Genomic DNA, 13,975 nt, shown 5'->3' with positions numbered 1-13,975 from the left:
CAACAACATACTCATTTCGTCAAAAAAAGATAAAATCCTTTTTACTCATCTCTCAATTCTTTCTTTAGACTCATAAAAAACAATCTAAATGGCAGAACCAGAATAAGAGCGGCTGCAATATTTAATAAAATTGTCGGTATAAACCGGTCAAGCACAAACCCGTTAAACGTCATGATATCTTTATGAATCAACGACTGAATGCCGAATACGTAAAATTCGAGCACGCTGACAGCGAGAACTGCTATTAATATCACCACAAATGCGTTTGTATGCAGCACTTTAAACGCTTTTGAAGCCAAATAGCATAACCCTGCAAAACCAAACATATAAACGCCTAATAGACTTGTATAGTTCATGTCATATAGAAGCCCAAAAATAAATCCGTAAATCATCGCGTGTTTTTGGTTGATGAAAGCCGACATAAATATCAGCACAAGCATCAGAAAACGCGGGACAAGCACCTGATCATCAGTAACGAACGGAAAATGCACCAGATCGGTAAAAATGCTTTCCGCAGAAAAAACAAGCATCATAACGAAAGGGAGAAGGAAACGTTTCACGATCCTTCCTCCTCTGTATCGACAGTCGGCACATCACGGTTAACAACGATCACATTATTTAAATCGGTAAGGTCAGCAGCAGGTTTTACATAAGCAACTTTCGTTAATCCATAGGAATCTGACTCGATATCAGTCACTTCACCGATTGTCAGCCCCTCTGGGAAAACACCGCCTGTGCCTGATGTTTCAATTAGATCGCCTTTTTTCACGTCTTGTTTATCCTTACGCTCAATAATTGTCATCTTAAGACGTTTTTTCTCTTTATCATATCCTTCGATCAAGCCGTAGCCTTTGCTGCCTTTTTTCCCGGAAATTTTCGTCGCGACTCTGTTATTGCGGTCAGTATCACTTAAAAGCTGAACAGTAGACGTAAAATTGTTAAGGCCGGAGCTTTTGATCTTGCCGATTAATGCGCCTTTTTCGTTTGTTACAGCCATATCTTTCGCTACGTTTTGCTGAGTCCCCTTATTAATGGTGACCTGTTTCGCCCAATTATCAGGGCTTCTGGCAATGACTGTCGCTAAAATTGGCTTGTAATCTTTAATCGATTTGACATGACCAAGCTCGTCACGCAAGGATTTGTTTTCTTCTTCAAGTTCTTGAAGCTTGGCTTCATATTGTGTCTGTCCGTCAAGCTTTTCTCTCAGACGTTCGTTTTCTTTGTATGTGTTTTTTAAATCATTAATGTTCTCAAATATCCCTGCAAAAAATTCGGCAGGTGTATGAAAAATATTTTGAAATACTCCCGTCGTATCGCCGATCACTTTCTCAGGCCAGGTGGTATTGCGGCCGCCCTTCAGCGAAAATCCAATCATAGCCACCAATATGATAATACACAGAAGTAATAGCATTAACCGTTTATTCGGCATCGTGTTACACCTCTTCTATTGAACTCCCGATTATCTAGTTTTCCCTTTGAAAAGATGGATGTGCTCCAGTGCTTTCCCTGTTCCGATCGCTACACAATCAAGCGGGTCTTCGGCGATAAGGACCGGCATTTTCGTTTCTTCACTGATGACTTTATCCAAATTGCGAAGAAGCGCTCCCCCGCCGGTTAACACAATACCTCTGTCCATAATATCTGCTGCAAGCTCAGGCGGTGTTTTTTCAAGTGTGCTCTTCACTGCTTCAACAATCGTAGATACAGTGTCGCGCAGAGCGTTAGAAATTTCTTTTCCTGTAATTTCGATTGTTTTCGGCAGACCTGTCAGTAAATCGCGTCCGCGGATTTCCATTTTATCAGATTCTTCAGGAGCTTCTGCAGATCCGATCTCCATTTTAATCGCTTCAGCCGTACGGTCACCGATCATCAGGTTGTACGTTTTTCTGATGTAGTTGATAATCGCATCATCCATCTCATCACCGGCTACGCGGATCGATTGAGACGTTACAATGCCTCCGAGGGAAATAATCGCAACCTCTGTCGTACCGCCTCCGATATCGACAACCATGCTTCCAGTCGGTTCCCAAACTGGCAGATTGGCTCCTATTGCTGCGGCAAACGGCTCTTCAATCGGATACGCGTCACGCGCTCCTGCCTGTCTTGTCGCATCAATGACAGCGCGTTCCTCAACAGCCGTAATGCCTGAAGGCACACAAACCATCACATATGGTTTTCTGGCAAACATGCCTTTATTTTTAATGGCCTGATTGATGTAATATTTCATCATCGTCGCCGTTGTTTCATAATCAGCGATAACGCCGTCTTTCATCGGGCGAAGTGCCACCACGTTGCCCGGTGTCCGTCCGATCATATTTTTCGCATCATTTCCGACAGCAACAATCGACTTCGTATCCGTTTGCAAAGCGACAACTGACGGCTCTCTCACAACAATTCCTTTTCCTTTTACAAAAACAAGCGTATTCGCAGTTCCAAGATCTATACCAAGGTCTCTTGCACCAATTCCAAACATATGTATGTATCTTCCTTTCTTAAAGCAAAAATACCCTAAAGGGAAAAACTCATAAACTCTATTATAGCTTAATTCGACGAAAAAAAAAGTGTTACAAATATCCTTTTTCCTTTAAACTCACAAATTTTTTGTCCCCGATCACCAAATGGTCAAGCAGCTCGATGCCAATCAAGTTTCCGCATTCAAACAGCCGTCTTGTCACTTCAATATCTTCCCTGCTCGGCGTCGGATCTCCAGAAGGATGATTATGAACACAGATAAAGGAAGCGGCAGATCGTTTAAATGCTTCTTTAAACACCTCTCGCGGATGGACAATAGATGAATTCAGACTTCCGATAAATACGGTGCGTTTATGGATGACTTGGTTTTTTGTATTTAAGTATAAACAGACAAAATGCTCCTGGGTTAAAAAGCGCATATCCTCCATGACAAGATTTGCGCCGTCTTCCGGGGAGCGAATGACGAAATGTTCTTCGTTGGCTAATTTATGAATACGGCTTCCAAGCTCAACTGCCGCCAGTATTTGAACCGCTTTTACCATACCGATTCCCCGGATGCTCGACAGCTCTTCAACCGATGCTTCTTTCAGCAATCGAAGTCCGTCAAAAGAGCGAAGCAACCGGTTTGACAGATCCATAACAGATTCGTGTTTAGTGCCTGTCCGTAACAATATAGCCAATAGTTCATGATTCGCTAAGTTCTCGGCTCCGACTTTCAGGAGCCGCTCTCTTGGCTTTTCTTTCGTTGGGAAATCTCTGAGTTTTAATGGCAGATCGTGTATGATCAAGCACTCCTTTTCTTTCCCTTCCCGTTTATAGAACCGTCATGCCTTTATATTAAAATGGCGAAGAACTCTCACCGTTTTTGATATAGGAAGGCCCATGACTGAATAATAATCTCCGTCTATTTTCTTTACAAAAAGCGCGCCTCTTCCTTGGATGCCGTATGCACCTGCTTTATCCATCGGCTCTTTTGTTTCTATATAAGTCCAAATCTCTTCTTCATTGAGGGGCCAAAACGTAACTTCTGTCTTATCATAAAAAGTCTCGCTGTGATTTTCGGCTTGTATGCTGACCGCGGTAACTACTGAATGACTTCGGCCTGAAAGCCTCCGCAGCATAGAAGCAGTTTCTTCTTGATCTTTCGGTTTACCGAGGCATTCGCCGTCCAGGCATACCATTGTATCAGCGCCGATAACAATTGCATGCGGGTGGAGATCAGCTACAGCCTTAGCTTTTTGTTTTGCCAACCATTGGACGTTTTCTTCAGGTGAAAAGTTTCGATTTAATTTTTCCTCTACTTCACTGACAATAATGGAGTAGGGCAGCTGGAGAAGATCGAGGAGTTCTTTCCTGCGCGGAGATTGTGATGCAAGTATTAGCGGCTTAGTCATGTTCGTCATCCTTTCAGGGTTTGCTTAAGAAAAAAAGATACTCGTTTATCCTACCAAATCACGAGGCTTGTCACAATTTCAGAAAAATAACTTTTTCATGACAAAATAAAAAAAGCCTGTCACTAAAGGACGAAGGCTCAGGCACTTTCTCTTATTTAATGACGGCTAATAGCTGCTGCTGAGCCTTCCATCCAGCTTCAGCATTTGGGTCCTCTAATTCCTTTAATGCCTGCAAAATCGCTTTTTTCTCTCCTGCTTCTGATGCTTTTGTTTCACCAAGCGACTTTTCTATTTTCTCTACACTCGCTTTTGTAATGTCTTCGCCGAGAATCGCCTTTGCTGCAAGCTCCGCTGTTTCCTTGAAGGAATCTGTCATATCTGACTCTATTGATAAGGAAAGCTCCTTGCCGCCCCAGGCTTCAAAATCGCTGTCGATTAAAAGCTGCCCTAACTGCTGTGACACGTCCTTATCACTGGCTAAGCCTGCGATGACATACGTATACCCGTCATCCTTTGACAGTGACACGGCGGAATAACCTTTTTCGGTCAGTTGTTCTGTTAACGTTTCGGCACCCTTTTCATTTGAGAATTTTCCGGCTTGTACAGCGTACGTTTTATATGTACCTTCAGCTGGTGCCGCCTGTTTTTCTGCGCCTGAGCTTTGTTTATCAGCAGAAGTATCTCCGGCTTTTGCCGTTTGGCTGCCCAGGGAATCATCTAAAGAGGCTGGTGCTGACGCTTCTTTATTGCCCGAGATGTTCAACGCGAATAAGCCTAATCCGGTACCTATGACAGCTGCAAAGGCAATCGTCGCCGCCACTCTTTTTACCGGTTTGGCCGCCCCGGCCTTTCCTTTTGCATACAGCTTTGTTTTTTTCTTTTGATAAGGCGGAACGACTTTTGGATCCTCTTTAAACACCTTGTCCTCTTCTGAATCCCAGTTAAATTCATCTTCATCGGGATGTTCATGGGATGCTGCGACCTCCTGTTCTGCCCTTCTCTTTTCCTCCCAATTTGAAAATGTCATGTTTTTATCCGTCTCATTCTCAGGCGTTTCTTGTTCGTAAACCGTCTCTTCTTTTCCATTAATCGTCACCTTGAGGGCTTTTTCTGCGGCTTTACTGTTTTTTTTATTCTTCCTTTTTTTCAATTCCGCTTCCTCCCTTCATTTGCTTGACCGTTCTTGTCGGCTTTTCATGCTACACACTTTAGCACAGGCGAAAAAAAAAAGAACAAGACTTTTGTCGTCTTGTCCAAAAAACGTTCGTCAAATTTTTCAGCGGTCAGCCCAATGCCATTTTCATATAAAAAGAAATGATAGAGTCACCGTATAAATAGGCTAAAATGCTCCCTGCCGCAATTGCGGGGGCAAAGGGAAGCGGCTGCCTTTTGGCGAGTCTTCCAGTCAGGACAGTTGCCGCTCCATACAATGCACCTATCAAAACAGAAAAGAAAAAGGCAGCTGCCAGCATTTTCACACCAAGCATAAAGCCAATCACCGCAAACAATTTAATATCTCCTCCCCCTATTCCTCCATGGGTGATTGCGGCAATTAAGGTCAGGAAAAGAAATCCGGCGGCCGCACCTAACAGGCTGACATACCAGGAATCAAGCGGAGAAATCAATCTTGCTGCCGCCAAAAAGGGAAGAAAGAAAATCAAGATTCGATTTGGAATCAGCATAAAATGAATATCTGTCACTGCAACAATGATGAGAAGAGAGATAAACACAACAGCAGGAAATAGTTCCGGAGATGAGCCAAAGCGTATTTCTGCAGCGGCAAATAAACACGCTGTCACAAGCTCTGCCGCGGGATACATAAAAGAAATTCTATGTCCGCAGCTTTTACATTTGCCCCTTTGGAAAAGGAATGACAGGATGGGAATTAATTCTGCCGCGGTTAATGTCCGCCGACAAAACGAGCATGCCGAACGGGGCGTGATAATGGATATATGTACGGGGATACGGCACCCGGCCGTATAATAAAATGAACCAAGAATCAGCCCGAGGAGAAAAAGAATGAGAAGCATAGACAACACACCTTTACAAGATACTGGTATGGATTGTAGCAAAGTGAGCGGGCTGAACTCTAATCGGGAATATTCAATTTTACACATAAAAACCCCGGCAGAATCTCATTTTCGATACTGCCGGGGCTGGACGCCTTTATTTCAACCTTTTGCGAATGTCAGAAATAAAATAAAGTGATCCGGTAATCAGCACAATTTCATTTGAGTCCTTTTTGTTTTCTATGAATTCGAGCACATCACCCGGATCTTCACTCCAGCTTTTATTGCTGATTTTACTTGCATCATAGAGATCTTTTGCAAGAGAAGCACGCGGGAAATCAAAAGAAGCAAAATGAATCGCATGCGCTATGGTTTCCAGTCTCTTAATCATGTTTTGATACGGTTTGTCCTTTAACGCGCTAAACACCACAGAAATGCGGGAATCAGGGAAACGCTGTTTCATCGTTTCCGCTAACTTCTCAACACCTTCTTCGTTATGCGCACCGTCTAAGTATACCGGTGGATGTTCCTGAACAAGCTCTAACCGCCCCGGCCAAGCAGCCTTTACAAGCCCGCTTCTTAACGCCTCATCACTGATACGGGCAATGTTCTCTCTATTAAGCCACTCGGCAGCCAAAATGGACAAAGCCGCATTTTGTCTTTGATGTGTGCCGATCAGAGATGTCCGAATATCTTCATAACACTTCTCAGCCGTTTTGAATGAAAACTGTTCTCCCGCAGGCAGAGCCTCTTCATTGAAAATAACACATGTATCATGTAGTGACTGGAACGGCGCAGCATGTCGTTCAGCTTCATGACGAATAACCTGTAAGGCTTCCGGCTGAGTAACAGCTGTAACAATTGGTATACCTTCTTTAATAATTCCGGCCTTTTCCCCAGCAATTTCTTCAATGGTGTTTCCCAAAATGTTCATATGGTCGTGTCCAATGCTTGTGATCACAGTTAAAAGCGGTTCAACTACATTCGTAGAGTCAAATCTCCCCCCCAGACCTGTTTCAAAAATAACAAAGTCGACCTTATGAAACTCTGCAAAATATAAAAATGCACATGCCGTCATAATTTCAAATTCTGTCGGCTGTCCGTATTCCGTTTGATCAAGCGCTTCAACGTGCGGTTTAATCTGATTGACGAGTGCTGTCCATTCCTCATCTGAAATCGGTGTCCCGTTAACACTGATCCGTTCATTAAACGTAATGATATAAGGTGACGTAAACGTTCCAACCGTATATCCGGCTTCTTGCACCATAGAACGGATAAAAGCGACAGTTGATCCTTTACCGTTTGTTCCTGCGACGTGGAACGCACGGATTTTCTTTTCAGGATGCCCTAACCGCGCCATCAGCTGCTCCATTCGGCCGAGTCCGGGCTTGACTCCGAATTTCAGCCGCCCGTGAATCCAGCTGCGCGCTTCTTCATATGCAGTAAACAATGATAATCCCCTCTTTTATAAGACAAGGCGGTTTCCTCTAGAAACCGCCCCGGCTTTTCATTAGCCCTTCAGCTCAGCCATTCGTTTTTGAACAGCGTCACGCTTTGCCACATAATCTTTTTCTTTTTCACGTTCTTCATCAATTACGTGCGCAGGCGCTTTTTTTATAAATCCTTCATTTCCAAGTTTCTTTTGGACGCGCTCGACTTCTTTCGTCAGCTTATCGAATTCTTTTTGCAGACGGGCAATTTCTTCATCAATATTAATTAAGCCTTCAAGCGGAAGAATAACCTCTGCTCCTGAGACAACAGCCGTCATCGCTTTATCAACAGTCTCGATACCCGTGCCGATTTTTAGCACGCTCGGATTCGTAAAGCGTTCAACATATGAACGGTTCGCTTCGAGACGGGCTGCTATTTCGTCTGTGCTTGTTTTAATATACAGTTCAACCTGCTTGCTCATTGGCGTATTGACTTCACTGCGGATATTACGCACAGAACGGATCAGCTCAACAAGAAGCTTCATGTCAGTTGCCGCTTCAGTATCGGTATGCTCCGGTACTACAACAGGCCATTGACTTACTGTAATCGATTCCCCTTGATGAGGAAGGTGCTGCCAAATTTCCTCCGTTAAGAATGGCATAAACGGATGGAGCAGGCGCATCGTTTGATCCAGTACGTAAGCAAGGATGGAACGAGTTGTTTTCTTAGCCGCTTCGTCTTCTCCGTAAAGCGGAAGCTTCGCCATTTCAATATACCAATCACAGAAATCGTCCCAAATAAAGTTATATAAATGGCGTCCGACTTCACCAAATTCATATCGATCAGCAAGCTGAGTCACATGCTCAATCGTTTCATTTAATCGCGTTAAAATCCACTTGTCAGCTACTGATTTTTCGCCTGACAGATCAAGTTCATCGTATGTCATGCCGTCCATGTTCATTAATGCAAAACGGGAGGCATTCCAAATTTTATTGGCAAAATTCCAAGTCGATTCCACTTTTTCATAGCTGAAGCGCAGATCTTGGCCAGGAGAGCTTCCAGTCGCAAGGAAATAACGTAGAGAATCGGCTCCGTACTTGTCAATGACATCCATTGGATCGACACCGTTGCCAAGAGATTTACTCATTTTTCGGCCTTGCTCGTCACGGATTAAGCCATGGATTAAAACATCTTTGAACGGGCGCTCGCCTGTAAATTCAATGCCTTGGAAAATCATGCGTGACACCCAGAAGAAAATGATGTCGTACCCTGTCACGAGAACGTCAGTCGGATAGTAGCGTTTAAAGTCTTCAGCCGTTATATCAGGCCAGCCCATAGTGGAGAAAGGCCAGAGCGCAGAACTGAACCATGTATCCAGTACGTCTGAATCCTGTTCCCAATTTTCGCTGTCCTCAGGCGCTTCAAGCCCGACATATAGCTCACCTGTTTCTTTATGATACCAAGCAGGAATACGGTGGCCCCACCACAACTGACGGGAAATACACCAGTCGCGGATGTTTTCCATCCAGTGTAAATACGTTTTTTCGAAACGGTCAGGCACAAAGTTGACTTTTTCTTCTTTCTTTTGCAACTCAATCGCTTCATCAGCAAGCGGCTGCATGCGCACAAACCATTGGGTAGAAAGATAAGGCTCAACTACAGCCCCGCTTCGTTCACTATGGCCGACAGAATGCATATGATCCTCGATTTTGAAGAGAACGCCTGCCTCCTGTAAATCTTTAACAAGCTTTTTGCGGCATTCGAAGCGATCCATGCCTTGATATTGCAGCGCATTTTCGTTCATTGTGCCGTCTTCATTCATGACAAGAATGCGTTCTAAGTTATGGCGGTTGCCAAGCTCGAAGTCGTTCGGATCATGAGCAGGCGTAATTTTCACCGCACCTGAACCAAATTCCATATCAACGTAGTCATCACCGACAATCGGAATTTCACGATTTACAATCGGCAGGATCACCGTTTTTCCGATAAGATGCTTATAGCGCTCATCTTCAGGATGAACTGCAACCGCTGTATCACCGAGCATCGTTTCAGGACGTGTCGTTGCAATTTCAATTGAACCTGAACCGTCAGCGAGCGGATAGCTCATATGATAGAACGCGCCCTGAACATCCTTGTAAATGACCTCAATGTCAGATAAAGCTGTTTTTGTCGCAGGGTCCCAGTTAATAATATATTCACCTCTGTAAATCAGGCCTTTTTCATAAAGCTTAACGAATACTTCGCGAACTGCTTTGCTTAAGCCCTCATCCAGTGTAAAACGTTCACGGGAATAATCAAGGCCAAGCCCTAATTTCGCCCACTGGCTGCGAATAAAGTCCGCATACTCTTCCTTCCACTTCCACGTTTCTTCGAGGAATTTCTCGCGGCCAAGATCATAGCGGGATTTGCCTTCTTCACGAAGTTTCGCTTCCACTTTAGCCTGTGTCGCAATGCCGGCGTGGTCCATACCCGGAAGCCACAGCACATCATAGCCCTGCATGCGTTTCATTCTTGTTACAATGTCTTGCAGCGTTGTGTCCCACGCGTGGCCAAGGTGAAGTCTTCCTGTTACGTTTGGCGGCGGAATAACAACAGAGTACGGCTCTTTTGTCTGGTCACTGCCCGCTTCGAAAAATTTGCCTTTTAGCCAAAAATCATATCGGTCTTTCTCAACAGCTGCCGGATCGTATTTCGTCGGCATTGTTTGTTCATTCGTTTCCATCATAACCCTCCAACATGTTTAAAAATGGCTGAGAACGAAAAAAGAGCTCTTCATCCTTGGGAAAAGGACGAAAAAGCTCTTTCGCGGTACCACCTTTTTTCACGAACTTTATCAGTTCATGCACTTATAACGGATAACGGGTGTTTCCCGAATTTCTCTACTCTTCTTTCAAGAAATTATGCTCCCGGGCGACCTTCCAATCAGACAACATAAGAAGCCTTTCAGCAAGCGGCTTCTCTCTCTGCATGCGTCTTTCTTGTACTCTTCCCGTTCTAAGCGGTGTATCTATCAGCTCATTATATACTTTATTTATGTTCTTTATTATAGTAAAAGTGTTTTTGATTCGTCAATCATCTTTTCCAAAAATACTGCTTCCTATACAAGATGGGCAGGCACCTATTGACCAAGTATACATATGATGCTTGTAAATGCGTAGAGGAGGATGCACCGTGAAGAAACGTTTCAGCTCTTATTCCCTGCCGCCGTGGGTCAGGCAAATTCGGCTTGTATCCGCACAAGTGATTATTCCCATTACGATTTTTCAAGGAATCAGAACCATTTTCTTTCCGACAACCTTTGATGTTTTGCTGCTCGCAATCCTAATCTTTTTAGCTTGTGCTCTTCATTTAGAATGGATATAAACAAACAAGTCCGCGCCATTAAGACGTGGACTCGTTTTCAGCCTGGAATTTTTTCTCTTGTTCAGTCTGATGAATTTTCATCACAAACGGCTCTATATTTTTCATTTGCCAATAAGCCTTTAATAATTGCGTACATTCATTTTTTTCATCCTGTCTTTTCCCGGTTTGATAACGGTTCAGCACCTTGTACATGGCTGCCGGAAATGCCATATAGCCGAGAAAAAGACTGACTTCCGCTTCACGCAAAGGGAATGATTTCGTGTATGCATAAAACCATTCAACGCATTCCGGACAAGCTTTCGGAATGCCTCTGAACATTTTTGTATAAAAGCCGAGTAAGTCGTTTTGCGGCGGGCCGACAGACGCTCTTTCGAAGTTTGTGAAATACCCGGTCCCTGTATCATTATACAGAAAATGGTGAATGGACAGGCTGCCGTGGTTCATCACAACCCTTGAGTCACCCTTCTCTTTTGCCGACTCATACCAGTCCTCCAAGCGCTCCAGCGCAAAATTCACCGCCGAAATGGTTTCTGAAAAATAGGTTACGGCCTGAAGTCCAAAAGGGGAAAGGTACCATTCCTTCTCCGCTCTGTCTACAAACTGTTCATAAAAAATTTTATCATGTTCCCACTTTTTTTTCGTTTGTCCGTAATAACGTTCAATATCATCACGTCTGATCTTTATTTCCTGCGCGGTTCTCTCGTGAAGGCGGGCTGTTTCTCTAAATAAATAAGCATGTTTCTGATCCCGTTCTTCCTCCTGGTCAAATTGAAGCCAAGGCATTAAATAATAGGAATCTCCGGATTGTATACCTTCTGAGAAAAACTCACCGCTATTTGTTCTGTAAACGGGAACAAATGAACGAAAACCTTTTTCCTCAATCGCCACCATATGATCTGTAAACTGTTTGCTGCGAACCGATTTCAATTTTTTCAGGGCAAATACACCATAGTCTGTATACACTTTCCACACACGAGGACTGACAGGCTCAATAAATTGAGCAGTCAGTCCGTATTTCTGAAGAACCGATTGGGTATCTTCCATTCCATTCACCACATTTTCCGATCGCTTACGGCTTATGCATGGCTGTTGTTATATTGAGGAATATAGAGGATCTGCCCTGCTTTCAATTCATCGTCCAAGGCTAAAGAATTCATTCTGATCAGCTGCTGGGATGTGATTTCATACCGTTCGCATAAACGTTCGATCGTATCTTCCTGCTGAACAATGCATATTTTCATTCTCGAAAACTCATCCTCTTCTCTCGTAAAAAGTTTTGTTAAATAAAGAGAATTATCACTTTCCTTTGTTTGAGGTTCTTTCGTTTCAGCAGCAGGAGCAACCCTAGGAACAGCATTCGCTTCCTTCCTTTCAGTCTCTGAGGTATCAGGCAGCTGGAAGGATTGAAGAGCTGTTTCTTCCTCAGGCTCTTCAGCCGGTGGTATTTTTCTCACTTCAATTTCAAAGCTTTCTTCCCCTTGTTCTTCCTCTTCCAGCAGCTTAGGCGCTGAATAAAAAGAATCCTCCTCTTCATGTTCGGGCAGGAAGGTGCGGTATGCCGGTGCAGACTCTTCTTGAGGTGCCTCCTCCGAGCTTGCTTTTTGCTTGAAATGAAGCTGTAAAGCGGTTTCGTCATTCTCCATATATGGAGCTGGGGCTGTTTTCTTCTCTAGAATGGCCTGAGATTCAGCCTCCAGAGCTTCTTCCGCTTCTTGACGAAGCGCAGGTTCAGCATGTTCTGGTTGAGCTGTTTCTTTCTCTTCTTGACGTAGTGCAGGCTCAGCGTGCTCCAGTTGAGGCGCTTCTTTCTCTTTTTGACGAAACGCAGGCTCAGTGTGTTTCGGTTGAGCCGTTTCTTCCGCTTCTTGACGGAGTGCGGGCTCAGCGTCTTCCGGTTGAGCCGCTTCTTTCTCTTCATGACGTAGTGCAGGCTCGGCATGCTCCGATTGAGCCGCTTCTTCCGCTTCATGACGGAGTGCGGGCTCAGCGTGCTCCGGTTGAGCCGCTTCTTTCTCTTCTTGACGGAGTGCGGGCTCAGCGTGCTCCGGTTGAGCCGCTTCTTCTGCTTCTTGACGGAGTGCGGGCTCAGCGTGCTCCGGTTGAGCCGCTTCTTCTGCTTCTTGACGGAATGCAGGCTCAGCGTGCTCCGGTTGAGCTGCTTCTTTCTCTTCTTGACGGAATGCAGGCTCAGCGTCTTCCGGTTGAGCTGCTTCTTTCTCTTCTTGACGGAATGCAGGCTCAGCGTGCTCCGGTTGAGCCGCTTCCTCATTTTGAGCCTCTTGGCGCAACGCATATTCAAGAATAGGAGACACTGGAGTTTCTGCTTTCTCCTCTGCAATCACAGTCTCTGCATGTAGTTCAGCTTCCAAAGCAGGCGATCCTTCTGCTCCAGAATCTTTACGAAGATCAGCCTCCGCTGGAGGGTCCGCTTCTTCACGAACATCTGCTATTGCAGCTGCTGGCTCTGGCGTTTCATTTTCTGCTTTAACGATCTCTTGATTCTCTATTTCTGAAGCATCAGCTTCTGGCTCAGCTTCTTCTGTTTCCGATTCTTCACGACTCTCTGCTTCCTGCACCAGAAGCTCTGGCGGCTCGGCTTCCTCTTTCAGATTTTTTCGCGCCTCTGATTCTAAAGCGACTGATTCCGGCGGCGCAGATTCTGCTTTTTCTGTTTCCAGTTCTTCACGGAGGCCCGCTTTCGAGACAAAAAGTTCTGGCGGTTCGGCTGGAGGTTCATCCTGCAAAACTGCTTCCGCTGCCGAAGGTAAACCCGTTTCTGCTGCACTTTGTATCGGCGGCTCTGAAATCTCTTCCTCTCTGAATGCCGCAGGAGCCTCATATAGAGGAATCTCCGGTTCTTTGTCTGCCGTATCATCCAAAAGCCCTTCGATCGCTAAATCAGCTTGAATCGTTAAAATGCGAGAATCCGTTAATTGATAGTCAAATGCGTCAATAAAGACGAAGACATCCTGTAAATGACTCACTTTATTTTTCGGAATGGTAATATCCACAGGAAAACAGTGAGTCAGTTCTGCGCTTCCATCCTCTCTCTTTCTGACTTCTTCAACAAACCGCTTATCAGTATAAAACTCTTCGATATGTTTGTTTTGATCTATGTTGTACTCACCTGTAAGTTCAAGCGATCCTCTGATTGATACATAATCATTTACTTCCTGAACCCTAATGTCAGGATCTAATGAAATAGAAAGCAGTTCAGAAACTTCCTGTCCTTTTTGGAAACAGATCGATTCTTCTACAGAAAATTGCAATCGATGATTTTGCGGCAAGTTCGTATCCTCCTTTCAT

12 protein-coding genes and 1 other annotated feature are annotated in these 13,975 nt (G+C 44.5%); of the genes, 1 reads left to right on the top strand and 11 read right to left on the bottom strand.

Annotated elements, in window-relative coordinates; all coding sequences use genetic code 11:
- Positions 1-41 precede the first annotated feature (41 nt).
- The 9 genes from mreD to valS all read right to left on the bottom strand — a co-directional run bounded on the left by mreD (position 42) and on the right by valS (position 10,028).
- Positions 42-560 (bottom strand): rod shape-determining protein MreD, encoded by a 519-nt coding sequence (gene mreD / locus Q5C82_RS09100; RefSeq protein WP_003222611.1) that lies wholly within the window; start codon positions 558-560, stop codon positions 42-44.
- Positions 557-1,429 (bottom strand): rod shape-determining protein MreC, encoded by an 873-nt coding sequence (gene mreC, locus Q5C82_RS09095; protein WP_003222609.1) that lies wholly within the window; start codon positions 1,427-1,429, stop codon positions 557-559. Before mreC ends, mreD begins: the two co-directional genes overlap by 4 nt.
- A gap of 30 nt (positions 1,430-1,459) precedes the next feature.
- Positions 1,460-2,473, bottom strand: a complete 1,014-nt coding sequence (gene mreB / locus Q5C82_RS09090; protein ID WP_003222607.1) for a cell shape-determining protein MreB — start codon at positions 2,471-2,473, stop codon at positions 1,460-1,462.
- A gap of 91 nt (positions 2,474-2,564) precedes the next feature.
- Positions 2,565-3,260, bottom strand: coding sequence for a DNA repair protein RadC (radC, locus tag Q5C82_RS09085; RefSeq protein ID WP_003222604.1), 696 nt, complete (start codon positions 3,258-3,260; stop codon positions 2,565-2,567).
- A 36-nt stretch (positions 3,261-3,296) separates the two neighbouring features.
- Positions 3,297-3,866: a Maf family nucleotide pyrophosphatase gene (locus tag Q5C82_RS09080; RefSeq protein ID WP_003222602.1), complete on the bottom strand. Its 570-nt coding sequence runs from the start codon at positions 3,864-3,866 to the stop codon at positions 3,297-3,299.
- 151 nt (positions 3,867-4,017) lie between these two features.
- The gene (locus Q5C82_RS09075; protein ID WP_003222600.1) at positions 4,018-5,016 is read right to left on the bottom strand and encodes an SPOR domain-containing protein; all 999 of its coding nucleotides are present in this window, start codon (positions 5,014-5,016) and stop codon (positions 4,018-4,020) included.
- Positions 5,017-5,149: 133 nt separating this feature from the next.
- Entirely contained in the window at positions 5,150-5,896 is a 747-nt protein-coding gene (locus Q5C82_RS09070; protein WP_003222598.1) for an A24 family peptidase, read from the bottom strand.
- Between the two features lie 136 nt (positions 5,897-6,032).
- A complete protein-coding gene (locus Q5C82_RS09065) occupies positions 6,033-7,325 on the bottom strand; it encodes a folylpolyglutamate synthase/dihydrofolate synthase family protein (protein ID WP_003222596.1) in 1,293 nt (430 codons plus the stop codon).
- 60 nt (positions 7,326-7,385) lie between these two features.
- Positions 7,386-10,028 (bottom strand): valine--tRNA ligase, encoded by a 2,643-nt coding sequence (gene valS, locus Q5C82_RS09060; RefSeq protein ID WP_003222594.1) that lies wholly within the window; start codon positions 10,026-10,028, stop codon positions 7,386-7,388.
- A gap of 60 nt (positions 10,029-10,088) precedes the next feature.
- Positions 10,089-10,312, bottom strand: a binding site (T-box leader).
- Positions 10,313-10,477: 165 nt separating this feature from the next.
- Between valS and Q5C82_RS09055 the strand changes: the two genes are divergently transcribed.
- The gene (locus Q5C82_RS09055; protein WP_003222590.1) at positions 10,478-10,669 is read left to right on the top strand and encodes a hypothetical protein; all 192 of its coding nucleotides are present in this window, start codon (positions 10,478-10,480) and stop codon (positions 10,667-10,669) included.
- An 18-nt stretch (positions 10,670-10,687) separates the two neighbouring features.
- Here Q5C82_RS09055 and cotN read toward each other — a convergent pair whose 3' ends face one another.
- Positions 10,688-11,713 carry a spore coat protein CotN gene (cotN, locus tag Q5C82_RS09050; protein WP_003222587.1) on the bottom strand — a complete coding sequence of 342 codons (1,026 nt, stop codon included), beginning with the start codon at positions 11,711-11,713 and terminating at the stop codon, positions 10,688-10,690.
- A gap of 32 nt (positions 11,714-11,745) precedes the next feature.
- The gene (locus Q5C82_RS09045; RefSeq protein WP_302267278.1) at positions 11,746-13,956 is read right to left on the bottom strand and encodes a LysM peptidoglycan-binding domain-containing protein; all 2,211 of its coding nucleotides are present in this window, start codon (positions 13,954-13,956) and stop codon (positions 11,746-11,748) included.
- Between the last annotated feature and the right edge of the window lie 19 nt (positions 13,957-13,975).

Source organism: uncultured Bacillus sp. (genome assembly GCF_958411575.1).
Lineage (GTDB): Bacteria > Bacillota > Bacilli > Bacillales > Bacillaceae > Bacillus > Bacillus spizizenii.
The sequence above is the reverse complement of the archived record's forward strand: the minus strand, read 5'-3'. Positions and strand labels throughout refer to the sequence as shown.